The sequence below is a fragment of the Allobosea sp. P4_H5 genome, from assembly GCF_056400825.1.
This window is the reverse complement of record NZ_JBFUKM010000001.1, coordinates 604,191-627,228: the sequence shown is the minus strand read 5'-3', so window position 1 is coordinate 627,228 and position 23,038 is coordinate 604,191. Positions and strand designations below refer to the sequence as shown.

Annotated in this window: 24 protein-coding genes; 4 read left to right on the top strand and 20 right to left on the bottom strand. The window is 67.6% G+C overall.

Going from position 1 to position 23,038, the window contains the following annotated elements:
* Positions 1 to 140: 140 nt before the first annotated feature.
* Both AC1DS0_RS03020 and AC1DS0_RS03015 read left to right on the top strand, forming a co-directional pair.
* On the top strand, positions 141 to 1,442 hold the full coding sequence (locus tag AC1DS0_RS03020) for a ComEC/Rec2 family competence protein (protein WP_476812894.1): 1,302 nt from the start codon (positions 141 to 143) through the stop codon (positions 1,440 to 1,442).
* The gene (locus AC1DS0_RS03015) at positions 1,406 to 2,359 is read left to right on the top strand and encodes a ComEC/Rec2 family competence protein (RefSeq protein ID WP_476812893.1); all 954 of its coding nucleotides are present in this window, start codon (positions 1,406 to 1,408) and stop codon (positions 2,357 to 2,359) included. Before AC1DS0_RS03020 ends, AC1DS0_RS03015 begins: the two co-directional genes overlap by 37 nt.
* Here AC1DS0_RS03015 and lexA read toward each other — a convergent pair.
* The 10 genes from lexA to AC1DS0_RS02965 all read right to left on the bottom strand — a co-directional run bounded on the left by lexA (position 2,353) and on the right by AC1DS0_RS02965 (position 9,602).
* Positions 2,353 to 3,081, bottom strand: a complete 729-nt coding sequence (gene lexA, locus AC1DS0_RS03010) for a transcriptional repressor LexA (protein ID WP_476812892.1) — start codon at positions 3,079 to 3,081, stop codon at positions 2,353 to 2,355. The two genes, AC1DS0_RS03015 and lexA, sit on opposite strands and share 7 nt — an antisense overlap.
* Before the next feature lie 103 nt (positions 3,082 to 3,184).
* Complete coding sequence (locus tag AC1DS0_RS03005; RefSeq protein WP_476812891.1) at positions 3,185 to 4,396, bottom strand: molybdopterin molybdotransferase MoeA; 1,212 nt, start codon at positions 4,394 to 4,396, stop codon at positions 3,185 to 3,187.
* A gap of 2 nt (positions 4,397 to 4,398) precedes the next feature.
* Positions 4,399 to 4,881 (bottom strand): cyclic pyranopterin monophosphate synthase MoaC, encoded by a 483-nt coding sequence (moaC, locus tag AC1DS0_RS03000; RefSeq protein WP_476812890.1) that lies wholly within the window; start codon positions 4,879 to 4,881, stop codon positions 4,399 to 4,401.
* On the bottom strand, positions 4,878 to 5,690 hold the full coding sequence (trpC, locus tag AC1DS0_RS02995) for an indole-3-glycerol phosphate synthase TrpC (protein ID WP_476812889.1): 813 nt from the start codon (positions 5,688 to 5,690) through the stop codon (positions 4,878 to 4,880). Before trpC ends, moaC begins: the two co-directional genes overlap by 4 nt.
* Before the next feature lie 8 nt (positions 5,691 to 5,698).
* On the bottom strand, positions 5,699 to 6,712 hold the full coding sequence (gene trpD, locus AC1DS0_RS02990) for an anthranilate phosphoribosyltransferase (protein WP_476812888.1): 1,014 nt from the start codon (positions 6,710 to 6,712) through the stop codon (positions 5,699 to 5,701).
* A gap of 14 nt (positions 6,713 to 6,726) precedes the next feature.
* The gene (locus tag AC1DS0_RS02985) at positions 6,727 to 7,344 is read right to left on the bottom strand and encodes an anthranilate synthase component II (RefSeq protein WP_476812887.1); all 618 of its coding nucleotides are present in this window, start codon (positions 7,342 to 7,344) and stop codon (positions 6,727 to 6,729) included.
* Positions 7,345 to 7,479: 135 nt separating this feature from the next.
* Positions 7,480 to 8,016 (bottom strand): DUF1579 domain-containing protein, encoded by a 537-nt coding sequence (locus AC1DS0_RS02980; RefSeq protein ID WP_476812886.1) that lies wholly within the window; start codon positions 8,014 to 8,016, stop codon positions 7,480 to 7,482.
* Positions 8,017 to 8,069: 53 nt separating this feature from the next.
* On the bottom strand, positions 8,070 to 8,621 hold the full coding sequence (locus AC1DS0_RS02975) for an SRPBCC family protein (RefSeq protein WP_476812885.1): 552 nt from the start codon (positions 8,619 to 8,621) through the stop codon (positions 8,070 to 8,072).
* Between the two features lie 31 nt (positions 8,622 to 8,652).
* On the bottom strand, positions 8,653 to 9,072 hold the full coding sequence (locus AC1DS0_RS02970; protein ID WP_476812884.1) for a DoxX family protein: 420 nt from the start codon (positions 9,070 to 9,072) through the stop codon (positions 8,653 to 8,655).
* Between the two features lie 104 nt (positions 9,073 to 9,176).
* Positions 9,177 to 9,602, bottom strand: a complete 426-nt coding sequence (locus AC1DS0_RS02965) for a VOC family protein (protein ID WP_476812883.1) — start codon at positions 9,600 to 9,602, stop codon at positions 9,177 to 9,179.
* A gap of 225 nt (positions 9,603 to 9,827) precedes the next feature.
* On the opposite strand from AC1DS0_RS02965, the gene AC1DS0_RS02960 reads away from it, so the two are divergent.
* A complete protein-coding gene (locus tag AC1DS0_RS02960; protein WP_476812882.1) occupies positions 9,828 to 10,355 on the top strand; it encodes a MarR family winged helix-turn-helix transcriptional regulator in 528 nt (175 codons plus the stop codon).
* Between the two features lie 15 nt (positions 10,356 to 10,370).
* Here AC1DS0_RS02960 and AC1DS0_RS02955 read toward each other — a convergent pair whose 3' ends face one another.
* From AC1DS0_RS02955 to AC1DS0_RS02935, 5 genes are all read right to left on the bottom strand, one after another.
* A complete protein-coding gene (locus AC1DS0_RS02955) occupies positions 10,371 to 11,147 on the bottom strand; it encodes a DUF899 domain-containing protein (protein ID WP_476812881.1) in 777 nt (258 codons plus the stop codon).
* A 202-nt stretch (positions 11,148 to 11,349) separates the two neighbouring features.
* Positions 11,350 to 12,612, bottom strand: a complete 1,263-nt coding sequence (locus tag AC1DS0_RS02950) for an RNA polymerase sigma factor (protein ID WP_476812880.1) — start codon at positions 12,610 to 12,612, stop codon at positions 11,350 to 11,352.
* A 2-nt stretch (positions 12,613 to 12,614) separates the two neighbouring features.
* A complete protein-coding gene (locus AC1DS0_RS02945) occupies positions 12,615 to 12,980 on the bottom strand; it encodes a YciI family protein (RefSeq protein ID WP_476812879.1) in 366 nt (121 codons plus the stop codon).
* Between the two features lie 143 nt (positions 12,981 to 13,123).
* Positions 13,124 to 14,158, bottom strand: coding sequence for an aldo/keto reductase (locus tag AC1DS0_RS02940; RefSeq protein WP_476812878.1), 1,035 nt, complete (start codon positions 14,156 to 14,158; stop codon positions 13,124 to 13,126).
* Positions 14,159 to 14,195: 37 nt separating this feature from the next.
* Positions 14,196 to 15,383, bottom strand: a complete 1,188-nt coding sequence (locus AC1DS0_RS02935; protein WP_476812877.1) for an MFS transporter — start codon at positions 15,381 to 15,383, stop codon at positions 14,196 to 14,198.
* 227 nt (positions 15,384 to 15,610) lie between these two features.
* On the opposite strand from AC1DS0_RS02935, the gene AC1DS0_RS02930 reads away from it, so the two are divergent.
* On the top strand, positions 15,611 to 16,525 hold the full coding sequence (locus tag AC1DS0_RS02930) for a LysR family transcriptional regulator (protein ID WP_476812876.1): 915 nt from the start codon (positions 15,611 to 15,613) through the stop codon (positions 16,523 to 16,525).
* Between the two features lie 12 nt (positions 16,526 to 16,537).
* Here the strand turns inward: AC1DS0_RS02930 and AC1DS0_RS02925 are convergent, their stop codons facing one another.
* The 5 genes from AC1DS0_RS02925 to AC1DS0_RS02905 all read right to left on the bottom strand — a co-directional run bounded on the left by AC1DS0_RS02925 (position 16,538) and on the right by AC1DS0_RS02905 (position 22,954).
* Positions 16,538 to 17,332, bottom strand: a complete 795-nt coding sequence (locus AC1DS0_RS02925) for an ABC transporter ATP-binding protein (RefSeq protein WP_476812875.1) — start codon at positions 17,330 to 17,332, stop codon at positions 16,538 to 16,540.
* Positions 17,329 to 18,252, bottom strand: coding sequence for an ABC transporter permease (locus AC1DS0_RS02920; RefSeq protein ID WP_152014787.1), 924 nt, complete (start codon positions 18,250 to 18,252; stop codon positions 17,329 to 17,331). The genes AC1DS0_RS02925 and AC1DS0_RS02920 overlap by 4 nt, the downstream gene beginning before the upstream one ends.
* A gap of 77 nt (positions 18,253 to 18,329) precedes the next feature.
* Entirely contained in the window at positions 18,330 to 19,304 is a 975-nt protein-coding gene (locus AC1DS0_RS02915) for an ABC transporter substrate-binding protein (protein ID WP_476812874.1), read from the bottom strand.
* A gap of 217 nt (positions 19,305 to 19,521) precedes the next feature.
* On the bottom strand, positions 19,522 to 21,036 hold the full coding sequence (gene trpE, locus AC1DS0_RS02910; protein WP_476812873.1) for an anthranilate synthase component I: 1,515 nt from the start codon (positions 21,034 to 21,036) through the stop codon (positions 19,522 to 19,524).
* 10 nt (positions 21,037 to 21,046) lie between these two features.
* Positions 21,047 to 22,954 (bottom strand): peptidylprolyl isomerase, encoded by a 1,908-nt coding sequence (locus AC1DS0_RS02905; RefSeq protein WP_476812872.1) that lies wholly within the window; start codon positions 22,952 to 22,954, stop codon positions 21,047 to 21,049.
* Between the last annotated feature and the right edge of the window lie 84 nt (positions 22,955 to 23,038).

Genomic DNA, 23,038 nt, shown 5'->3' with positions numbered 1-23,038 from the left:
ACATCCGGCGCCGCCGCTGTAACATGGCTTGCCGGCTGCCGTTAAGAGCCTCCTGCGGGGAGGGGGCACGATCATCGCGCGGCCGTGCGGGGGGACTGATGCTCTCCTACGGGCCAGAACAGCGCCGTAGCAGGGTGGGCGTGCTGGCTCTGCCTGCGCGCTTGCGGCGCGTCGCCCATTTTTCCCAGCCACTATCTGCTTTTTTGCCCGATTGGGGTGGGCGCCTTCGCCAGGCGCTTGAAACCGAGATCGAGCGCCGTCGCCTGTTCAATTGGCTTCCAGTCTGCATGGGCGCCGGCGTGCTGCTCTATTTCTTGGCCGATCGCGAGCCGGGGTTGGCCGCGCCCCTGGCCGGGCTGGTGCTGTCTGCATTCTCCGCGCTGCTGATGCGCCGGCGCCGCGCCGTCATGGCGGTCTGCATCGCGATCGCGGCGGCCTTTGCCGGCTTTGCGGCCGCGACCTGGCGGACGGCAAACATCGCGGCGCCGGCGCTCGCCCGCAATCATGTCGGCAAGCTCACCGGTTTCGTCGAGGCGCTGGAGCAGCGCGAGAAGGGCGTGCGCATCGTCATCCAGGTCACGGACCTGCCGGGCGTCGATCCCGGGCAGCGGCCTCGGCGGGTGCGTGTCACCACGCCGGTAACGACGCTGAAGCCCGGCGACCATATCAGCGCCACCGCGCGTCTCCTGCCGCCGCCTGGGCCGGCGCGTCCCGGGGGGTATGACTTCGCCCGCGATGCCTTCTTCCAGGGTGTCGGCGCCGTCGGCAACATAGCCGGCAAGATCACGCTCTCCCCGGCTCCTGTGCCGATGCCGCGCCGGCTTGCTCTGGCGGTCGCGATCGACCAGGCCCGCAACGCATTGACCGAGCGGATCGCGACCAGCGGCGGCGGGCAGGCCGGGGCGATGGCGGCGGCCCTCGTCACCGGCAAGCGTGGGCTGATCAGCGAAGCGACCAACAACGACCTGCGCGCCGCCGGAATCTACCACATTGTCTCGATCTCGGGCCTGCACATGGTGCTCGCTGCCGGTACCATCTTCTGGCTGGTGCGGGCCTTGCTTACGCTGTCGCAGACGGTGGCGCTGCACTGGCCGGTGAAGAAGCTCGCGGCTCTCGTCGCCATGCTCGGCGCCACCGCCTATTGCATCTTCTCCGGCGCGGATGTCGCGACCGAGCGCTCGCTGATCATGACGCTGGTCATGCTCGGGGCGATCCTGGTCGACCGGCCGGCGCTCTCCATGCGCAACCTCGCTCTGTCCGCGATCATTGTGCTGCTGCGCGAGCCGGAGGCGCTGCTCGGGCCGAGCTTCCAGATGTCTTTCGGTGCGGTCGCGGCGCTGATCGCCTTCGCCGAGCGCTGGCAGGAGCGGGCGCCCGATGCCGCGGCGGCCTCCGGCCCTGGCCGTTGCGGCCGCTCTGGCTCTCGGCCGTCGGCATTCTGACCACCACCATGGTCGCGACCGCGGCGACGGCGCCTTATGGCGTCTACCATTTCCAGACCTTCAACCCGTTCGGCCTGCTCGGCAATGCGCTGGCGCTGCCCTTCGTCTCGCTGATCGTGATGCCCGCCGCAGTCTTCGGCGTGCTCGCCTATCCGTTCGGGCTCGACTGGCCGGCCTGGGCGCTGATGGGCTGGGCCTCCGGCTATGTGCTCCAGCTTGCCCATTGGGTCGCCGGCATCGACCGCTCGACCGTGGTGCTGCCCGCCTTCGGCTCGACCGCCCTGATTCTGTTCTCGCTGTCGTTGCTCTGGCTGACCTTGTGGACGACGGCGCTGCGCTTCCTTGCCGCGCTGCCCTTGGTCGGCGGGCTGGCGCTGGCCTCGGCCCCGTCACGGCCCGACATCCTGATCGAGCGTGACGGCTCGGGCGTGCTGGTGCGGGGGCAGGAGGGGAAGATGGTACTGGCGGGCAAGCCGAGCCGCTTCGTGCTGACGCAATGGCTGCATGCCGACGGCGATTCGCGCGCGCCTGACGATACGGCCTTGCGCAATGGCGCCGCTTGCGATGCGCGCGGCTGCATCATCCGCCTGCCGGACGGGCGCAGCGTCGCCTATACGCGTGACCGGATCGCTCTGGTCGAGGACTGCCAGCGCGCCGATCTCGTGGTGACATCGCTCTATTGGACGGCACCGTGCGCCGCCCGCCTGATCGACCGGAGCTCCCTCATCCGCGACGGCGCGACCGCTTATCACGCGGCTCGCGGCGGTTGGCGCGCCTATACGGCCGACGAGGTCACACGCCTGCGTCCATGGACCCGAGCCCGACCGGAACCAAGGCCGGTGCCCGAGTCCGCTGCTGCGCCTGTGCCGACAGCCGCAACTGCGGAGCCGTCACAGGACGCCGAGGCGCTTCAGTAGCGCCGCATCAGGTTGACGAGCCGGCCCTGGATCTTGACCCGGTCCGGGCCGAGCACGCGCGTCTCATAGGCGGGGTTGGCGGCTTCGAGCGCGATCGAGGAACCGCGCTTGCGCAATCGCTTCAGCGTCGCTTCCTCGTCGTCGATCAGGGCGACGATGATGTCGCCGGTATTGGCGGTATCCTGCTTGCGGATCACGACGGTGTCGCCGTCGAGGATACCGGCCTCGATCATCGAATCACCGCGGACTTCGAGGGCGTAATGCTCGCCGCCGCCGAGCATGTCGGCGGGCATCGTAACGCTATGGCTGCGATCCTGGATCGCCGAGATCGGCGTGCCGGCGGCGATGCGGCCCATGACGGGAATGGAAACCGTCGAACGCCCGTTCTCTTCAGCCGGCGGGCGCGGCTTCGCCAGCGTTGCAGCAGGAGCGGACGGCGTCTGGCCGAGCCCGCCCTGGACGATCGAGGGGCTGAAACGGCCGCGCTGCGCCTGCGGTCCGCCGATGCCGTCCGGCATCTTGATGACTTCGAGAGCACGGGCCCGGTTCGGAAGCCGGCGAATGAAGCCGCGCTCCTCCAGCGCCATGATCAAACGATGGATGCCCGACTTGGAGCGCAGGTCGAGCGCGTCCTTCATCTCGTCGAAAGAGGGCGGCACGCCGGATTCGCGCAGGCGCTCATGGATGAAGCGAAGCAGTTCGAACTGTTTGCGTGTCAGCATGGTCGCGCCGCTCGCCTCTCGGGCTAGAATCGAAACAAAGCACGAACACCATAACTGTTCGCTTTGTGTTCCGCAAGCCGCATCCTGCCGCGAGGTGAACGGGTCAGCGCAGCCGGATGATCCGGCAGGGATCACCCGCCTTGGCCGCTTCGGCAAAGGCCGGGCGGATCACCAGCGCCTCGGCGCGCGACAGGTTCGCCAGCATCGAGGAATCCTGCTTGGTGAAGGGCCTGACCCGCCGCTCGCCATCGATGGTCTCGACAGTGGCGCGCAGATAGTCCTGGCGCTCGTCATTGGCCGGCAGATCGACGGCGAGGATGGCGGGTTCGCTGCGATCGCGCTCGGGATCGTCGATGCCGAGCAGGGCTTCGACCAGTGGCATCGCGAAGAGATGGCCGCAGACGATCGAGGAGACCGGATTGCCGGGCAGGCCGAGCGCGACCACGGTGCCAAGCCGGCCCATCATCATCGGCTTGCCCGGGCGCATCGCGATCTTCCAGAAGCCGAGTTCCATGCCCTGCGCCTTCAGCGCCGCCTGGACGAGATCGTGCTCGCCGACCGAAGCGCCACCGAGGGTGATCAGGACATCGGCTCCGCCGTTGCGCGCCGCGTCGATCTTGGCGGCGAGGTCGGGATGGTTGTCGCGGGCGATGCCGAGGTCGAGCGCCGTGCCGCCGGCCTGTTCGATCAGAGCGGCGAGCGCGAAGCTGTTGGAGGCGACGATCTGGTCGGGCCCGACCGGCTCGCCGGGCAGGACGAGCTCGTCGCCGGTGGCGAGGATCGCGACCAGCGGCTTGCGACGGACGGAAAGCGTCGGATGCCCCGCCGCTGCGGCAAGGCCGAGCGCAGCACTGTCGAGCCGGCGGCCAGCTTTTAGCAAGATCTCGCCGGTCTCGAAATCGAGTCCGGCCGGGCGGATGAACTGGCCCCTGCTCGCCGGCTTGGTGACCCGGATGACCGGGCCACCGACGCCCTCGGCATGCTCCTGGATCAGGATCACGTCGGCACCGTCGGGGATGGGCGCGCCGGTGAAGATGCGCACCGTTTCGCCCGGGCCGATCGGTCCGGAAAAACCGCGGCCGGCGGCGGATTCGCCGATGACCTTAAGCTCCTTGCCCGGCTCCAGATCGGCGGCGCGGGCGGCGTAACCATCCATGGCCGAATTGGCGAAGGGCGGCTGGGTCCGGAGTGCGGCGACATCCCCGGCCAGCACGCGGCCGGCGCAGTGCGCCAGCGCCAGCGTCTCGGCCGGCGTCGGGCCGGGCACGCTGTCGAGCAGCGCCTTGAGCGCGACCGGGACGGGGGTGAGGCTCATGCCTATGGTCCTGCGATCTCGTAGGTTCCGGACTTGCCGCCGGATTTATGCACGAGTCGGACGCCCTCGATATGCATGGCGCGATCAACCGCCTTCACCATGTCGTAGACCGTGAGGCAGGCGACACTGACGGCGGTCAGCGCCTCCATCTCGACGCCGGTCTTGCCGGTCAGCTTGACCTCGGCGCGCACGCGCACACCCGGCAGGGCCTCGTCGATCGATAGGTCCACGGAAATCTTGCTCAGGAGCAGCGGGTGGCAGAGCGGGATCAGTTCATGGGCGCGCTTGGCGGCCATGATGCCGGCGAGGCGGGCAGTGCCGAGCACGTCGCCCTTCTTGGCTTCGCCATCGCGGACGATGGCCAGCGTCTCGGCTTGCATGACGACATGGCCTTCGGCGATGGCGACCCGGACGGTCTCGGCCTTGTCACCGACATCGACCATATGGGCTTCGCCCTTCTGGTCGAGATGAGTCAGGCGGCTCACGCCGCCGCCTCGGTGGTCTTGCCGGTCAGGAGCTCACGCGTGGCTGCGGTGACGTCTGCCTGGCGCATCAGGCTCTCGCCGACCAGGAAGGTGTTGACGCCGCAAGCCTGCAGGCGGGTGATGTCGGCATGGCTGAAGATGCCGCTCTCGCCGACGAGCAGGCGGTCCTTCGGCACGCGCGGCGCCAAGCGCTCGGTGACGGCGAGGTTGAGCTCGAAGCTGCGCAGGTCGCGGTTGTTGATGCCGACAAGCCTGGTGTCGAGGGTCAACGCGCGCTCCAGTTCGGCCTCGTCATGGACCTCGGCGAGCGCCGCCATGCCGAGCGCCTTGGCGGTGGCGACGAGCTCGCGCGCCGCGGCATCGTCGAGCGAGGCCATGATGATCAGGATGCAGTCGGCGCCCCAGCTCCTGGCTTCGAAGACCTGATAGGGCTCGAACATGAAGTCCTTGCGCAGGCCCGGCAGGCCGGAGGCGGCGCGCGCCTCCGCGAGATATTCCGGCCGGCCCTGGAAGGAGGGCGTGTCGGTCAGGACCGAGAGGCAGGCGGCACCGCCTGCGGCATAAGCTTTCGCCAGCGCCGGCGGGTCGAAGTCGGCGCGGATCAGGCCCTTGGAGGGCGAGGCCTTCTTGATTTCGGCGATCAAAGCCGGGCCGCCGGCACGGTGTTTGGCTTCGAGCGCGCCGACGAAATCACGCGGGGCGGGCTCAGCCGCCGCGCGCTTTTCGATCTCGGCCTGCGGCACCGCGGCGCGCGCCGCCGTGATCTCCTCGCGCTTATAGGCCTCGATCCGCCTGAGAATATCGGACATGGATGGCCTCACGCATTGGAGCTGGCGACGAGAGCCGCGAGCGCGGCCTTGGCCTTGCCATTGTCCAGCACCGCATAGGCCTGCGCCAGCCCCTCGCCGAGCTCAGCAGCCTTGCCGGCGACGACGAGCGCGGCGGCGGCATTGAAGGCGGCGATGTCGCGGAAGGCGCCCTTCGCCCCGCCGAGCACATCCTGCAAGGCCAGCGCATTCTGCGCCGGCTCGCCGCCGCGCAGATCCTCGGGTTTAGCGCGGGCGATGCCGACATCCTCCGGCGCGATGTTGAAGCTCTCGATCTTGCCGTCCTTCAGCGCGACCACGCGGGTCGGGCCGGTGGTGGTGATCTCGTCGAGGCCGTCGGAGCCGTGCACGGCCCAGACCGTCTTCGACCCCAGCGACTGCAGCACCTTGACCATCGGCTCGAGCCAGGTCTCGGAGAAAGCGCCGATCAGCTGCTTCTTCACACCGGCCGGATTCGAGAGCGGACCGACCAGGTTGAAGATGGTGCGGGTGCCTAGCTCGGTGCGCACCGGCGCGACATGCCGCATCGAGGCGTGGTGGGTTGGCGCGAACATGAAGCCGACGCCGGCCTGTGCGATGCAGCGCTCGGTGCCGGCCGCTTCCAGCCCGACCTTGACGCCGAGCGCGGTCAGCACGTCGGCGGCGCCGGAGCGCGAGGATGCCGCGCGGTTGCCGTGCTTGGCGACCGGCACGCCGCAGGCCGCGACGATGATCGAGGCTAGCGTCGAGACATTATAGGAACCGGAGGCATCGCCGCCGGTGCCGACGATGTCGATCGCGTCGGCCGGGGCCTCGACGGTGAGCATGCGGGCGCGCATGGCGGTGACGGCGCCGGCGATCTCCTCGGTGGTCTCGCCGCGCACGCGCAGTGCCATCAGGAAGGCGGCGGCTTGCGCGTTGGTGACCTCGCCGGAAAGCATCGATTCGAAGGCGTCGCGGGCCTCCTCGCGCGACAGCGAGGCGCCGGTCGCGACCTTGGCGATGAAGGGTTTGAAGTCGTCCATGGGAACTCGATCGATCAGGCTGTCGCGGAAAGGGCGGCTTTTTGATTCTGGCGCGACCATCGCTCGGCGAGATCGAGGAAATTGCGCAAGATCGTCGCGCCGTGCTCCGAGGCGATGCTCTCGGGATGGAACTGCACGCCATGGACCGGCAGGTCGCGATGCGACAGCGCCATGATCATGCCGTCGCCGGATTCGGCCTCGATCGAGAGCTCCGCCGGGCAGCTTTCCCTGCGGACAACCAGCGAGTGATAGCGCGTCGCCTCGAGCGGGCCATTGATGCCGTGGAACAGGCCGCGGGCCCGGTGTGTGATGGTCGAGACCTTGCCGTGCATCGGCAAAGGCGCGCGTACGACCTCGCCGCCGAAGACCTGGCCGATCGCCTGCAAGCCCAGGCAGACGCCGAAGATCGGCTTCCTGTCAGCGCCTTCGCGCACGAGATCGAGGCAGATGCCGGCCTCGTTCGGCGTGCAGGGGCCGGGCGAGAGCACGATCGCGTCATGGTCGCCGGCGAGGGCCTCATCGACGGAGAGCGTATCGTTGCGGCGCACGTCGACCTGCGCACCGAGCCCGCCGATCAGGTGGACCAGGTTCCAGGTGAAGCTGTCGTAATTGTCGATCAGCAGGATGCGCATCGTCTTGGGGCCGTCCCCACCCAGTTTCTTAGGGCTTGCACATGCCCCCGAACGCGCGTGCCGGTCAAGCACGAGGGCGCGGAGCTGGTCGCTCCGCGCCCTCGAAAGGTGCTCAGTTGCGTCGCCGCCGAGCCGTCACTTCACCCGGCGGTAATGCGCCGTCATGAACTGGACCCATTCGCCGTTCTCGCCCTTTGTCTGCGAAGACAGGACGTGATGGTCCGGGCTCTTGATCTCGAGGATGTCCTGATAGGCCGTGATCTTGCCAGGCTTGGTAAAGTCGGGGCCTTCGGTGTCGAGCGTCAGCACCGTGCCGGTGGCGTCGCGCGTACCGGTATAGACCCAGAGATTGCCCATCATCGAGCCGATGAAGGAGCCGACATAGCGCTCCTTCTGCGGATCGTAGCCCAGAGTCATCCGGGTTACGGCAGGGCTGCCGTCCGGCATCTGGCCGGTGCCGTCGCCGACGAGCCAGAGCCCGCCGAAGGACGAAAAGGATTGCGTGCCCGAAGACTTCATCGGCGGCTGGTCCGGACCCATCAGGCACTCGGCCTCATAGGTCCAGTCGCCGACGAGCTGGTGGAGCCATTCATGCTCCGCCTGGGGCTTGGCCGGCATGCAGCCACTCATGTCGTTGGCCTGGGTCTTGTCGTGCTCCGTGGCGTTGGTCATAGCAGTTCCTCCTTTGCGTGCTTCTTTGCGATGGACTGTCGAATGCGCGGCGGTCAGGCCGCGGCAGCAACCAGTTGCGGCCGCTCGGTGGCCTGCTTGAGCGCGGCGAGGCCCTTCTCGAAATCGCCGCCGACCATGCGGTCCATGTTGAAGATCGTGCCCATCAGCTTGCCCATGAACGGGCAGGCACCCTGCATGTGCCAGGTCACCAGCGTGCCGCCCTCTGCCGGGGTGAGGCTGAAGGTGATCAGGTTGTGGCAGGCCATCGGCTTGGTCATGTCGAGCGTGACGGCGAGCTTGGTCGGTGCCTGGACCTCGACGATCGCAAGTTCGCCGGTGCCGGCCTGCTTGTTGCCGTCGAAGGCGTAAACGGCGCCGACGCCGGAGGTCGCGCCCCTGAAGCTGCGCGTCATTGCCGGATCCTTCTTCTCATAGGGCGACCAGGCGCCCCATTCCTGGAAGTCCGCGAGCAAGGCGAAAATGCGCTCGGGCGTCGCCCGGATCGTCGCGGAACGGCTGACCTGGAAGAGATCGGGCTTGCGTGCGGCGACAATGAGGAGGCCGGCGACAAGGGCGAGCACGGCGATGGCGATATAGGTAAGCATGGCACTCTCCTGTGTGGGGTGGGGTCGAGGGTCAGGCGTCGAGACGGACGGGGATCAGGCGGCGCAGCCGCGCATCGCGCAGGTAAAGGCCGCCCCAGGCCAGGAGGCCGAGATAGAGGCCGAAGAGGAGATGGCTGAAGAGCGGGCTGCCGACGCGCAGATGCGTCGCCATGGCGCCGCCGAGCAGGCCGGTCAGCAGGATGGCGCCGAGCACCGACGTGCGGGGCAACCCGTAGAGCAGGGCGATGACCAGCGTCATCACGCCGAGCCCGCGCGCCAGCTCCTGCGAGCCGGAATAGCCGAGCTGCTGCATCGTCTCGGTGACGATGGCCAGCGGCGCGAGTTTGATGGCGCCATCGAAGACCAGGAAGGCGACGACGAGGCCGCTCATGATGCGCCCGGTCCAGAGCTGTCCGGCGGGCGTGGTATTGTTGATGAAGTCGGACTGCATGGGATGCTCCGATTGGATGCAAGGCTCCGCCGGCCCGGCTGCGAAGGCAGCCGGATGGGGACGCATGACGATGTGAATGGCGTCGGTCGCCCGGCGCCGGCGCTTTACTTGGGCGCTGAGACCAGGGCCCAGAGCACGCCGAACGGGTCGCGATACTGGCCGTAGTGGTCGCCCCAGAACATCAGGTCGACCGGGGTCACGATCTCCATGCCGGCCTCGACGCCGCGCTTCCACCAGAAATCGATGTCGTCGACGCGCAGGGTCAGGGTGAAGCCCTGGGGCTTCTCCCAGGCGTAGCCGTGTTCCGGATAGGGATCGCTCAGCATCAGCGAGCCGCCATTGACGTAGAGGTGGACGTGCATGGTCCTGCCCTTCTCGTCGACCGGCATGCGCGCCACTTCCTGCGCACCGAAGGCCTTCTGGTAGAATTCCGAGGCCTTCACCGCGCCGTCGACGCTGAGATAGGCGACGACGCCGCCGCGGGTCTCGGGCTGGGCCTGCGGCTGGATGGCTTCTGCTGCTTGGGACATTGTCGAGCTCCGGGGTCGGGTGAGCAGGGTTTCGTCTGAGGTTCGGGGCCGGCGTATCCGGTGATCTGCCACGAGGACGTTGGCGCTCCGGACGTTCCGACAGGGTGAGTGAATTTTTTTTCGCGCCGCCATTTTGCAATTTATCTTGATAGAAAGATAAATCCGATATTGTCTCGATGTCAAGATACCTACATCATGCCGTCTGTCGGATCAGCGGAGGCCGGGATGAGCGACAAGACGGAGCAGGGCGGCGATCATATCGACCGGCTGCGCGGGCAATGGCAGCATGAGCTGCCGGAGCTGGATACGTCGCCCATGGCGGTGATCGGCCGGGCGCGCCGGATCACATTGCGGCTACGGCCGGGAATCGAGGCCGTCTTTGCCCGCCATGGTCTCGATGCCGGCGAGTTCGACGTGATCTCGACGCTGCGACGATCCGGAGCCCCGTGGCGACTGACGCCGACCGAGCTCTACCGCACATTGATGATCTCCTCAGGCGGGCTCACGGCTCGCCTCAATCGCCTGGAGGCGGCTGGGTTGATCCAGCGGCGGGAGGCGGCGGAGGACAAGCGCAGCCTCCTGGTCGAACTGACCGAGGCCGGCCGCGCCAAGGCCGAGGCGACGTTTCGCGAGGATATGGCGCTGGAGAAGCGCCTGCTCGCGGGCCTCGACGCGCGCGAGCAGGAGGAATTGGCGGTGCTGCTGCGCAAACTCGCGCTCAGCCTGGAGAGCATGGATAGCGGATCGGTCTAGAGCCGCGCTCGCCCCTCAGCCCGCCGCCGGAGCGTGGCAGCAGGACGCGGCCGGCTCCTCGCGCCAGCGGCCGGTCATGTCGGTCTTGCCGGGGGTGTCGTAGCGGTCGTGCGGGCGGACCCAGTCGGTCAGGTTGCCCGCAGGGCCGGTCTCGTTGCGGCCCTTCGGCGTCAGGTCGAGGTACATATAGGTGCCGAGCACCTCCTCGGCGCCGCGACCGAAGGTCGAATAGGTCTGGTAGATCGTCCCGTCGGCACCCTTCTCGAAGACGGTATGGCCGGAGAGGTCCTCCAGCGGCGAGGCGATCGTCTCGAAATTGTAGAAGGCGTTGGCGAGCTGTTCCGGCGTGTAGGAGACGTCGAAGTCGTAGTTGAAGTCGCTGCCATGGGACGAGACCCAGTGGAAGCGCCAGCCCATGCGGGTCTTGTAGGCTTCGATCTCGGCGAGCGGCGCACGCGCTACCGCGACATAGGCAACGTCGTGGCGTTCGAGATGCTGCAGCACTCCCTCGACATGATCGGCCTCGAAGGAACAGCCGACGCAGCCCTCGATCTGGCCGGGCGCGAGCATGAAATGCTTGACGATGAGCTGGCTGCGACCTCGGAACAGGTCGGCGAGCGTCTGCTTTCCAGCCGGCGTGTCGAAAACGTATTCCTTCTCGATCCGGATGCGCGGCAAGGCGCGGCGCTCGGCGGCGATCGCATCGCGCCGCCGTGTCAGTTCCTTCTCCTTGACGAGCAGGGCCTTGCGGGCGGCGATCCAGTCTTCCTTGCTGACGGTGGTCTGCGTCATGGTCGGTCTCCTCGCTGCAATGGCCGCTTCCGATCCTTGAACTGAGGATTTCGAAGCAAGCTGTTGTCATCGACGAGTTTCTGGGCGCGGACTTATTCAGCCGACGCCATTCGCTCGTCGCCCCTTTAAAGCAAGGACGAACGGGCAAGCGCGGTGCCGACACGGCACCTCAAAAAATTTCAGCGATGCTCGGTCTCAGGCCTCAGCCGGCCGCAACTTGCCCGCTCTCGCGCATCAGCCGGTCGATATGCTGGCGGATATGGGCGGCTTCGCTGGCCGAGCCAGCGAGCGCGATGGCGCGGTCGAAGATGGTACGCGCCTCGCGATCGCGGCCGAGCTGCATCAGCAGCCAGCCCTTGAAGCCGAAGAAGTAGAAATAGCCGGAGAGCTGCTGCTCCAGCGGCTCGACCATGGCGAGCGCAGCTTCAGGCCCACGCAGCTTGGCGACGGCGACGGCGCGGTTGAGCGTGATCACCGGCGAGGGCTGGATATGCTCCAGCGTGGCGTAGAGGATGTCGATCTGGGCCCAGTCGGTCTCGTCCGCCCGCGCTGCGCGGCTGTGGACGCCAGCGATTCCTGCCTGGATCTGGTAGGGACCGGGCCGGCGATGGCGCATCGCCTTGTCGACCAGAGCAAGCCCTTCCGCGATCATCTCGCGGTCCCAGAGCTTCCGGTCCTGATCGTCGAGCAGGACGATCTGGCCGTCGGCGTCGAGTCTGGCCGGGGCGCGGGCGTGCTGCAGCAGCATCAGCGCCAGCAACCCCATGATTTCCGGCTCGGTCGGGAACAGTCGCAGCAGCAGCCTCATCAGCCGGATCGCCTCCTCGCTGAAGGGGCGGCGGCGGTCGGCCTCGGCGCCGCTGGCGGAATAGCCTTCGTTGAAGACGAGGTAGAGCATCGCCGCGACCGCGGCGAGGCGCTCGGCGCGCTCGATCGGGCCGGGTGTCTCGAAGGGTATATGGGCTGCGGCGACCCGCGCCTTGGCGCGGGTGATGCGCTGCTCCATCGCGCTCTCGCCGACGAGGAAGGCGCGGGCGATCTGCTTGACGCTGAGGCCCGAGACGATGCGCAAAGCGAGCGCGACCTGCTGCGTCGATGGCAGATCGGGGTGGCAGCAGATGAACAGCAGGCGCAGGATGTCGTCGCGGTAATGATCGCCGTCGAGCCGCTCGGCGACCTCGCTCTCGGCGTCACCGAGATCGGAGAGCCTGTCTTCGTCGGGCAGAGCTTCCTGCTTCTTCTGCCGCCTGACCTGGTCGAGCGCGACATTGCGGCCGACGAAGATCAGCCAGGCGGCGGGATCGCGCGGCGGGCCGTTCTGCGGCCAGGTCCGCAGCGCCCGGAGACAGGCCTCCTGATAGGCCTCCTCGGCAATGTCGAGATCGCGGAAATAGCGCAGCAAAGCGCTGATCGCCTGAGGGCGCGCCGAGGTCAGCGCCGCATGGATCCAGGCGATCTCCGCCATGATCAGACTCCGGCCGGATAGTAGACGGCGAGCGGACGGATCTCGAAGGCGCCGCCCGGATTGGCCTCGCCGAGCTCGCGCGCGATACCGAGCGCCTCGTCCAGATCGGCGACGTCGACAATGTAGAAGCCGAGGAACTGCTCCTTGGTCTCGGCGAAGGGGCCATCGATGATCAGCGGCGGGTCGCGGTCCTTGCGCAGGGTCGTCGCTGCCGTGGTCGGCAGCAGGCGCGCGACCGGGCCGAGCTTGCCTTCCTTGGCGATGCGCTGGCGGACCTTTTCGAGGCGGCCCATGACCTCCTCGTTCTGCTCCTTCGTCCAGGCCGTGACGACCTCCTCGGAATGATAGCAAAGGATGGCGTAGTGCATGCGCGGCGCTCCGGTTCAGGCCAAGGACGTTCGGCCGGGCCGGCAGCCGACAAGGCGGCGCGAAAAAAATCAAGCTGCGTTCAAACCAAGTCATCCCGGGCGGGCGTAGCCCGACCCGGGATGACCAGGAAGGGTTTGGAGACCTAGACGACCGGCGGGTTGAGCCGGGCGAAGCCCTCCTGACGATGATAGGGGAAGGCCGGGTAGGGCGGCACCGTTGCGCTCGCCTTGTCGAGTCTCGCGATCTGCTCCGGCGTCAGAGCCCAGCCGACAGAACCGAGATTATCGCGCAATTGCGTCTCGTTGCGGGCGCCGATGATCACGGAGGCGACGGTCGGGCGCTGCAGCAGCCAGTTGATCGCAATCTGCGGAACCGTCTTGCCGGTCTCCTTGGCGAGTGCGTCGAGCACGTCGACGATGGCATAGAGCTTCTCGTCGTCGACCGGCGGGCCGAAATCGGCGGTCTGGTGCAGGCGGCTGCCTTCGGGCAAGGGCTGGCCGCGGCGGATCTTGCCGGTGAGGCGGCCCCAGCCGAGCGGGCTCCAGACCAGGGCGCCGACGCCCTGGTCGAGGCCGAGTGGCATCAGGTCGAACTCGTAGTCGCGGCCGACCAGCGAATAATAGACCTGATGCGCGACATAACGCGGGAAGCCGTGCTTCTCGGCGAGGGCGAGCGACTTCATCAACTGCCAGCCGGCGAAGTTGGAGACGCCGACCTGGCGGATCTTGCCGGCGCGGACGAGCGCATCGAGCGTCGACAGCACCTCCTCGATCGGCGTGAAGGCGTCGAAGGCATGGAGCTGGAGCAGGTCGATATGATCGCTGCCGAGCCGGCGCAGCGCGGCCTCGGTGCCGTCGATCAGCCGGCTGCGCGAGGAGCCGGCATCATTGGGACCGTCGCCCATCGGCAGCGTCATCTTGGTCGAGATCAGGACCTTGTCGCGCCGGCCCTTGATCGCCGCGCCGAGGATCTCCTCGGAGGCGCCGTTCGAATAGACGTCGGCGGTGTCGAACAGATTGAGACCGGCCTCGAGGCAGATGTCGACGAGGCGGGTCGCCTCCTTGGCGTCGCTGGTGCCCCAGGCGCTGAAGAGCGGGCCCTGGCCGCCGAAGGTGCCGGCGCCGAAACTGAGAGCCGGGACCTTGAGGCCGGAGCGGCCGAGATATCTGTAGTCCATGGTGGAATTCCTTCTGCGAAGCTTTTGATAATGCTGGTTACTGACAGGAGGCGGGGGCAGTTTGCAGCCCCACCCGCTCGCGCTTGTCGAGACGCAGGCTGATCACGGCCAGCACCAGGCTCGCCAGCGGCACCAAAGCGGCGACCCAGGTCACGGCCGCCAGCCCCGGCCCGTGCTCGATGGTGACGCCGCCGAGCCAGGCGCCGAAGGCATTGCCGAGATTGAAGGCGGCGATGTTGAGGCTGGAGGCGAGATTACGCCCAGCCGGGCCGGCCTTGTCGAGCACGCGCATCTGCAAGGGTGCGACTGTGGCGAAGGCGGCGGCGCCGATCAGGCCGACGAAGATCGTCACAGCGATGGGCGAGCGCAGCGCTGCCGTCATGGCGAAGAGCACGATGGCGAGCGTCGCAGTGGTCGCGAGCAAGGCGACCGGCAGGTTGCGGTCGGCGAACTTGCCGCCCAGCATGTTGCCGATGATCAGGCCGAGGCCGAAGAGCAGCAGGATCGGCGAGACCGCCTCCTGCGAGAAGCCGGTGATCTCGACCAGGATCGGCTGGATATAGGTGAAGACCGCGAAGACGCCGCCGAAGCCGAGCACGGTCATGGCGAGGCCGAGCAGGACCTGCGGGTCGGCGAGGGTCGCGAGTTCCTGGCGCAGCGGCGCGACCTCGACCTTGCCCTTGTCGGCCGGAACCAGGCGGGCGAGCACCAGCATGGCGATGACGCCGATCACAGCGATGGTCCAGAAGGTGGCGCGCCAGCCGAAGTTTAGGCCGAGCCACGCGCCGGCGGGCACGCCGAGCAAGGTCGCGATGGTGAGGCCGGTAAACATCACGGCGATGGCCGAGGCCTTCTTGTCCTCGGGCACGAGACTGGTCGCGACGACCGAGCCGACGCCAAAGAAGGTGCCATGCGCCAGCGAGGTGACGATGCGCGCCGCCATCAGCAGGCTGTAGCTCGGGGCGAGCGCACAGGCGATGTTGCCGAGGGTGAAGATCGCCATCAGCAGGATCAGCACCTGCTTGCGCGGCAGCTTGCGCGTGGCCAGCGTCAGCACCGGCGCGCCGACAAAGACGCCGAGCGCATAGCCGGAGATGAGCAGGCCGGCCATCGCGACCGAGACCTGCAGGTCGCCGGCAACCTGCAATAGCAGGCCCATGATCACGAATTCGGTGGTGCCGATGCCGAAGGCACCGGCGGTGAGAGCATAGACGGCAATGGGCATGGGAGGCTCCGCGCTAGAGCCGGATGCTCTCTGATGGGAGCGCCCCGCGCTTCCATCAGAGAGCTGAATCCGTCTCTCATCAAAGGGTTGGGGCATGTTCTGATCGCAAAGGTGGTCTCCACTTTTGCGGAACGTGCCCGCATGGGAACGGGTCCCAGCCAGATGGTGCAACGCAGTGGTTTGAACTAGGATGCCGGAAGTAACATCACTTGTGACTTGAGTTCATCATGGCAGCTCTGCTCAGCAACCGCTCCGGCGAGATGGAAGTGTTCGCGGCCGTGGTCGAGCGCGGCGGCTTCTCCGCTGCCGCCAAGCTCTTCGGCATGACGCCGTCTGCCGTCAGCAAGCTGGTGACGCGGCTGGAGGGCCGGCTCGGCGCGAGGCTGGTCAATCGCTCGACGCGCAAGCTGCAATTGACGGCGGAAGGGCAGGCGTTCCACCAGCGCTGTATCACCATCCTCTCCGACATCGCCGAGGCGGAATGCGAGGCGGCAGCGGGACGGGCGCCGCGCGGGCGGGTGCGGGTCAACGCCAATGTCGCCTTCGGCAACCAAGTTCTGCTGCCGCTGGTGCCGGCCTTCCTGGCAGAGCACCCCGAGCTCTCGATCGACCTCGTCTTCACCGATCAGGTTGTCGACCTGATCGAGGAGCGGGCGGATATCGCGATCCGAGTCGCGCCCGGTCCCTTGCGCGGCAACCAATTGATGGCACGCAAGATCGGCGAAAGCGCCGTCGCCGTGGTCGCGTCGCCGGATTATCTCGCCCGCCATGGCGAGCCGAAGGCGCCGGCCGATCTGGTGAAGCATAACCTGATCGGCTTCAACTTCGCCCGCTCGGTCGAGGGCTGGCCCTTCCGCGTCGACGGCGCGCTGATCTCGATCGCCGCGGTCGGCAACACGCAGGTCGGCGATGGCGAGATCGCGCGCCAGCTCGCCGTCGCCGGCATCGGGCTCGCCCGGCTCGGGCGCTTCCATGTCGAGGCCGAGATCGCTGCTGGCCGGCTCGTCACGGTGCTCGACGACTTCAACCCCGGCGACATCGAGGTCATCCACGCCGTCTATCTCGGGCAGGGCGGCTTCGTGCCGGCGCGGATGCGTGCCTTCATCGATTTCCTGGCGCGGAACGTGAAGATTCGAGCCTGACAGCCCGAAACCTCAGCTCAGCAGCAGGCTGTCGTCCGAGAGTTCCTCGCCACGAACCTGCTTGAACAGGCGCAAGAGGTCCGGCACGTCCATCGCCTTGCGGCGCTCGCCGGCGATGTCGAAGACGACCTTGCCCTCGTGCAGCATCACGGTACGGCTGCCATGGTCGAGCGCGTCGCGCATCGAATGGGTGACCATCAGCGCGGTCAGCTTCTGTTCCTCGACGATGCGCCGGGTGAGGTCGAGCACGAAGGCGGCGGTGCGCGGATCGAGCGCGGCGGTGTGCTCGTCGAGCAGGAGGGTCTTGGTACCCGCCAGCGTCGACATCAGCAAGCTGACGGCCTGGCGCTGACCGCCCGATAGCAGGCCCATCGAATCGCTGAGACGATTCTCCAGGCCGAGGCCGAGCACCGCCAGCTTGTCGCGAAACAGGGACCGGCGCGGGCGGTCGAGCGCTGCGCCAAGGCCACGGGCGCGGCCGCGCGCCTGGGCCAGCGCCATGTTCTCCTCGATCGTCAGGCGTTCGCAGGTGCCGGCCATCGGGTCCTGGAAGACGCGGGCGATCAGGCCGGCGCGCTTAGGCGTCGGCCAGCGGGTCACGTCGATGCCGTCGACCTCGACCGTGCCGCGCTCGGCCCGGGCATCGCCGCTGAGGACGTTGAGCAGCGTCGACTTGCCGGCGCCGTTCGAGCCGATGACGGTGATGAACTCGCCATCGGGTACGGTGAGATCGAGCCCGCGCAGCGCCCGGTTCTCCAGCGGCGTGCCGCGCCCGAAGGTGACATGGACATCCCGGACGCTGATCATGGCGCGCTCCGCTTGAACAGGCTGCGCAGCGGATTGGCGACACCAGGCAGCATCAGGGCGATGCCGACCAGCACCGCCGTGACCAGGTTGAGGTCGGAGGCGCGCAGGCCTAGCCAGCCGGCGTTCAGGGCGAGCGCGATGGCGAGGCGATAGGCGATCGCGCCGATCAGGCAGGAGAACACCGCGATGACGATCGACTTCGTGCGGAAGATCGTCTCGCCGAGGATGACGGCGGCAAGGCCGGCGATGATGGTGCCGGTGCCGATGCTGACATCGGCGAAGCCGGCCGTTTGCGCGAACAGGGCGCCGGCCAGGGCGACGAGGCCGTTGGAGAGGGCGACGCCGACATAGATGTACATGTCGGTGCGGATGCCCTGCGCCCGCGCCATGCGCGGATTGGCGCCGGTCGCACGCATGGCGAGCCCGAACTCGGTCTTGAGGAAGCGGGCGAGCAACGCGGCGATCACAGTGACGATGATCAGCAGCGCGAGCACGCGCAGGGTCGGGCGGGCTGGCAGCCCCATGGCAGCGATGAAAGGGTTGAGCCAGGTGAAGAAGTCGATCACCGTCGGCCGGTTCATCAAGGGTATGTTGGGCACGCCCATCACCCGCAGATTGATCGAGAACAGCGCCGTCATCGTCAGGATGCCGGCGAGCAGATGCAGGATCGAAAAGCGGATATTGAGCCAGGCGGTAACCGTGCCGGCGAGGCAACCGGCGACGATCGCCGCCAGCGTGGCGAAGACCGGATTGACGCCGCCGGCGATCATCGCCGCCGCGACGGCGGCGCCGAGCGGCAAGGTGCCGTCGACGGTCAGGTCGGGGAAGTCGAGGACGCGAAAGGTGATGTAGACGCCGAGTGCCACGAGAGCGAACACCAGTCCGATCTCGATGGCGCCCAGGGTGGCGATGAGACTCATCGGTCGCCCTGCTTGTTCTGTTCTGGAATGGGTAGGCGGCCGGAAGCGGCGGCGTGGGAACGCCGCCGCTCGTCAGATCAGTTGATCACCTGCTTGGCGCGGGCCTGCACGGCGGCCGGGATCGTGACGCCCATGGCGGCGGCCGCCTTGGCGTTGATGACCAGATTGCTGCCACTGGCGTTCTTGACCGGGATGGCGCCGGGCTTCTCGCCCTTGAGGACGCGCACGACCACCGCGCCGGTCTCGACGCCGACCTGGAAATAGTCGAAGCCGATCGAGGCGACCGAGCCTTTCTGGACCGACTCGGTGTCGCCGGTGAAGACCGGCAGCTTGTTGTCGGCGCCAACGTTCAGAACCGTGCCGAGCGCCGAGATGATGGTGTTGTCGGTTGGCAGGTAGATCGCGTCGACCTTTCCGACCAAATTTTGCGCCGCGCCGGAGACATCGGCGGTGCGGCCGGCCGAGGCCTCGACGATCTGCAGGCTGCGGGCCGGAGCCAGCGCCTTGACGGCGTTGAGCAGCGCGACGCTGTTGGCCTCGCCGGGATTGTAGACGACGCCGATCTTCTTGGCAGACGGCACCAACTCCTTGATCAGGTCGAACTGGGCTTCCAGCGGCGAGAAGTCGGAGATGCCGGTGACGTTGCCGCCCGGCGCCTGCCTATCCTTGACGATCTGGGCGGCGACCGGGTCGGTCACGGCGGTGAAGACCACCGGGATCGTCTGCGTCGCCGTCACCATGGCCTGGGCCGAGGGGGTCGCGATCGCGACGATCACGTTCGGGTTCTCGCCGGCGAATTTCTGGGCGATCTGTGCCGCCGTCGCCGGGGACCCTTGCGCCGATTCATAGCGGACGGTGAGGTTGGTGCCGTCCTTGTAGCCGGCCTCCTCCAGCGCCTTCTTGACGCCGTCGCGGGCGGCATCGAGCGCCGGGTGCTCGACGATGGCGGTGACGGCGACCGTCACCTTCTGGGCCTGCTGGGCGATGGCGGCCGTGCCGGCCAGAAGCGCCAGGGCAAGACCGCTGCCGATCATGGTTGCGCGCAAACGCATGGTTTCCTCCGTCTTGTTGCCCGGCCCTGTCAGCCCGCTTCAGGCATCCGCGCCAGCGGGCAGGGCCGGTTGTGATTGCTGAGTGGCCACCCACGACAACCTTGAGGCTAGTGAGCGGCGATCTCGACTACCGGCAATATGCGCGGGCCAAAACACCCCGCGCAAGTCAGCGGACATGCGTCTTCGGGGTGTGCGTATGCAGGCTATTGCTACCGGATCACTGTCCTCGCCGGCTGCGCGCGGCGAAGCGAACGGCTTCCTCGGCGGCCTTGAACAGGGCCTTGGCCTTGTTGATGCACTCGAGTTGCTCGGAGGCGGGGTTCGAATCGTAGACGATGCCGGCGCCGGCCTGGACCTGCATGCGGCCATCCTGGACGACGGCTGTGCGCAGGACGATGCAGGTGTCCATCTCGCCATTGGCGCCGAAATAGCCGATGCAGCCGCCATAGGCGCCGCGTCCGTCCTTCTCCAGCTCGTCGATGATCTCCATGGCGCGCACCTTCGGTGCGCCGGAGACGGTGCCTGCCGGGAAGCCGGCGGCGAGCGCCGACAGAGCATCGTGCTCGCCGGAGATGCGTCCCTCGACGTTCGAGACGATGTGCATCACTTGGCTGTAGCGCTCGATGAAGAAGGAATCGGTGACGTTGACGCTGCCGATCTCCGCGACCCGGCCGACATCGTTGCGACCGAGGTCGAGCAGCATCAGGTGCTCGGCCCGTTCCTTGGGGTCGGCCAGCAATTCGTCGGCGAGGGCTTCGTCGGCCGCCGGCGTCGCCCCGCGTGGTCGCGTGCCGGCGATCGGCCGGATCGTGACCTTGCCGTCGCGCAGCCGGACCAGGATCTCCGGGCTGGAGCAGACGATCTGGAAGGCTTCGAAATCGAGATAGCAGAGGAAGGGCGCCGGATTGACCCGCCGCAGCGCACGATAGAGCGCGAAGGGCGGCAATTCGAACGGCGCCTCGAAGCGCTGCGAGAGCACGACCTGGAAGATGTCGCCGGCGCGGACATATTCCTGCGCCCGCGCCACCATGGCGTGGAATTCGGCCTCGCTGGTGTTCGAGGTCGATTCCGGGTGGGGGATCGCCGAGATGTCGATGCCGGCTTCGTCGGGCAGGGAGCCTTCGAGGGCCCGTACCACCGCATCGAGGCGCTCCTGCGCCCGTTCATGCGCCGCGCGAGCCGGGACGTTCGCCAGCGGGCGCACTGGCGTCACCACCGTGATCTCGTCGCGGATCGAATCGAACACCACCATCAGCGTCGGCCGCGTCAGGATGGCGTCGGGCACGCCCGGACCGGTGGCTTTCGCGTCCGGCAGGCGCTCCATCAGGCGCACCATGTCATAGCCGAGATAGCCGAAGACGCCGGCGGCCATAGGCGGCAGGCCGTCGCGATCGGGGATGGAGCTCTCGGCGAGCAAGGCGCGCAGCGACTCGAAGGCCGGGCGCGGATCGGCGACGAAATCCTCATCCTGCGCGAGGCGGCGAAGCGAAGCCTGCCCGCGATGGCAGCGCCAGATCAGGTCGGGGTCGAGCCCGATCATCGAATAGCGGCCGCGCACGGCGCCGCCCTCGACGGATTCGAGCAGGAACGCCGGTCCCTTATAGGCGTGGCGCAGTTTCAGGAAGGCGGCGACCGGCGTCTCGCAATCGCCGACCAGCGAGAGCGTCAGCAATTGCGGCTCGCCGGCCGCGTAGGCGGCGGCGAAGCGGGCGAAATCGGCGGCCGGATCCATGCGTCCTGCTTCAGTTCTGGCCGCCGGTGGCGTTACGCAACGCCGCCTGGTTGAGCTGGACACCGAGATCGTTCTGCAGCTTGCCGACATATTGGGCGAGGAGGTCCTCGCTGATGCTCGACGTCAGCAGCCGCACGAAGTTCTCGGCATCCTCGGTGGTGCGGGCATAGGGGCTGACCGTCGCCGACTTGACCTGGAAGACGACGCGGCCGGTGTTCTCGACCGCAGCCGAGCCCGCCTTGCCGGCCGGCGTGCCGAAGACCAGCGAGACGACATTGCGCGGCAGGGCGTCGCTCTGGTCCTGGCGGCCGAGCGTCGCGTCCTCGAAGGCGAGCCCCTGCGCGAAGGCGAGCGCGTCGAATTTCTCGCCGGCGTCGAGCTTCTGCACGATCTCGCGGGCCTGGGTCGAGAGGCGCGAGGCGACCTCGTCGGAGCGCCATTGCTTCTCGACCTCGGCCTTGACCTCATCGAAGCCGCGCTCGCGCGGCGGATCGATCTTGGTCACGTCGTACCAGACATAGCCGCCATTGTTGGGCAGGCGCACGGCTTCGTTGTCGACGCCGATATCGGAGCGGAACAGCGCTTGCAGCGTCGTGTCGCCGCCAGGGAGGGAGGTCTCCTGCGTGCCGTCGGCCTTGCCGAGGCTGGCATCGGCCGGGCCGAAGTTGCGCAAGGCGAGATTGAACTCCTTGGCGATCTCCGGCAGCGGCTTGGCCGACGCGCGCTGGTCCTCGACCTTGTCGTGCAGGTCAGTGAGCTGCTCGGCGGCGCGGCTCGTCGCGACATCGCGGCGGACCTCGTCGGCGACCTCCTCGAAGCTCTTCAGCCGGGCCGCCTCGATCGCCGGGACGCGCAGCAGCACGACGCCGAAGCCGCCCTGCACGGGCTCGCTGACCGCGCCCTGCGCCAAAGCGAAGGCGGCATCGCGCACGGCCGGATCGAACAGGCCTTCGCGGGTGAAGGTGCCGAGCGTCAGATCGGCCTCGGCGACATTGCGGCTGGCGCCGACCGCCTCGAAGGTCTCGCCGGCGTCGATCTTCGCCTTGGCCGCTTTGGCCTCCTCCATCGAGGGGAAGCCGATCTGCTGGACAGTGCGGCGCTCGGCCGAGCCGAAGCGCTGGGCCTTCACCTGCTCGTAGCGGGCGCGGGCGTCGGCATCGCTGACCTTGCTCGGGTCGGCAAGGCTGGCCGCCGTCAGGACCAGCACATTGGCGGTACGGTACTCGGGCGCGCGGAAGGCGGCCTTGCGCTCATCGAAATACTTGCGCAGCACCTCGGCGCTCGGCGCCGGGATCTCGCCGGCGGCGCTCTCGGGCAGGGTGATATAGGCGATCTCGCGCTGCTCATGGCGCAGGCGATGGCCGAGCTCCTGCAGCGCGACTGGGGCTGTGACCGCGCCGACGACCATCTCGGCGATTTCCTGGCGCATCGTAACGGCGCGCTGCTCACGCACGAATTGCTGCTCGTTCATGCCAATGGCACGGAGCAGCTCGTTGAAGCGGGCCGGGTCGAACTGGCCGGCGGCGTTCTTCATGTTCGGGTCGGTGAAGAGGATGTTGCGCACGGTCTCGTCGGAGACGGCGAGACCCATCTTCGCGGCCGTCTGGTCCAACGTCGCGTCGGTGACGAGGCGCGAGAGCACGCGCTGGTCGAGGCCGAGCGCCCGGGCCAGATCGGGGCTGATCTGGCGGCGCTGCTGGCGCTGCAACTGCTGGATCTCGTTCTGATAGGCCGTGCGCACCTGCTCGAGGCCGATTTCGGTCTTGCCGACGACGGCGACGGCGTTGCGGCCATAGCCGCGGAAGATGTCGCCGATGCCCCAGACCGCGAAGGAGATGATCAGGAAGCCGAACATGATCGCGACGACGATCCTGCCGATCAGGCTCTGTCCCGCCTTGCGCAGGCCCTGCATCATCATGGTCCGGTCTTCCCAATTCTCTCGCGGCTGTGCCGCTGCGCGCCGCTTATAGGAAGAGCGGCGCCTTCCGGCAATCGCTGCGAC

Bases quoted from the DNA above. Each gene is read 5' to 3' on its own strand.
- trpE (WP_476812873.1), bottom strand. From the start codon at position 21,036: ATGGATCCGGCCGCCGATTTCGCCCGCTTCGCCGCCGCCTACGCGGCC.
- AC1DS0_RS02925 (WP_476812875.1), bottom strand. From the start codon at position 17,332: ATGATCAGCGTCCGGGATGTCCATGTCACCTTCGGGCGCGGCACGCCG.
- AC1DS0_RS02970 (WP_476812884.1), bottom strand. From the start codon at position 9,072: ATGCAGTCCGACTTCATCAACAATACCACGCCCGCCGGACAGCTCTGG.
- AC1DS0_RS02975 (WP_476812885.1), bottom strand. From the start codon at position 8,621: ATGCTTACCTATATCGCCATCGCCGTGCTCGCCCTTGTCGCCGGCCTC.
- AC1DS0_RS02945 (WP_476812879.1), bottom strand. From the start codon at position 12,980: ATGCACTACGCCATCCTTTGCTATCATTCCGAGGAGGTCGTCACGGCC.
- AC1DS0_RS02905 (WP_476812872.1), bottom strand. From the start codon at position 22,954: ATGATGATGCAGGGCCTGCGCAAGGCGGGACAGAGCCTGATCGGCAGG.
- trpC (WP_476812889.1), bottom strand. From the start codon at position 5,690: ATGTCCGATATTCTCAGGCGGATCGAGGCCTATAAGCGCGAGGAGATC.
- AC1DS0_RS03005 (WP_476812891.1), bottom strand. From the start codon at position 4,396: ATGAGCCTCACCCCCGTCCCGGTCGCGCTCAAGGCGCTGCTCGACAGC.
- AC1DS0_RS02915 (WP_476812874.1), bottom strand. From the start codon at position 19,304: ATGCGTTTGCGCGCAACCATGATCGGCAGCGGTCTTGCCCTGGCGCTT.
- AC1DS0_RS02960 (WP_476812882.1), top strand. From the start codon at position 9,828: ATGAGCGACAAGACGGAGCAGGGCGGCGATCATATCGACCGGCTGCGC.
- trpD (WP_476812888.1), bottom strand. From the start codon at position 6,712: ATGGACGACTTCAAACCCTTCATCGCCAAGGTCGCGACCGGCGCCTCG.
- AC1DS0_RS02935 (WP_476812877.1), bottom strand. From the start codon at position 15,383: ATGCCCATTGCCGTCTATGCTCTCACCGCCGGTGCCTTCGGCATCGGC.
- AC1DS0_RS02940 (WP_476812878.1), bottom strand. From the start codon at position 14,158: ATGGACTACAGATATCTCGGCCGCTCCGGCCTCAAGGTCCCGGCTCTC.
- AC1DS0_RS02965 (WP_476812883.1), bottom strand. From the start codon at position 9,602: ATGTCCCAAGCAGCAGAAGCCATCCAGCCGCAGGCCCAGCCCGAGACC.
- AC1DS0_RS02920 (WP_152014787.1), bottom strand. From the start codon at position 18,252: ATGAGTCTCATCGCCACCCTGGGCGCCATCGAGATCGGACTGGTGTTC.
- AC1DS0_RS02950 (WP_476812880.1), bottom strand. From the start codon at position 12,612: ATGGCGGAGATCGCCTGGATCCATGCGGCGCTGACCTCGGCGCGCCCT.
- AC1DS0_RS02980 (WP_476812886.1), bottom strand. From the start codon at position 8,016: ATGACCAACGCCACGGAGCACGACAAGACCCAGGCCAACGACATGAGT.
- AC1DS0_RS02985 (WP_476812887.1), bottom strand. From the start codon at position 7,344: ATGCGCATCCTGCTGATCGACAATTACGACAGCTTCACCTGGAACCTG.
- lexA (WP_476812892.1), bottom strand. From the start codon at position 3,081: ATGCTGACACGCAAACAGTTCGAACTGCTTCGCTTCATCCATGAGCGC.
- AC1DS0_RS02955 (WP_476812881.1), bottom strand. From the start codon at position 11,147: ATGACGCAGACCACCGTCAGCAAGGAAGACTGGATCGCCGCCCGCAAG.
- AC1DS0_RS02930 (WP_476812876.1), top strand. From the start codon at position 15,611: ATGGCAGCTCTGCTCAGCAACCGCTCCGGCGAGATGGAAGTGTTCGCG.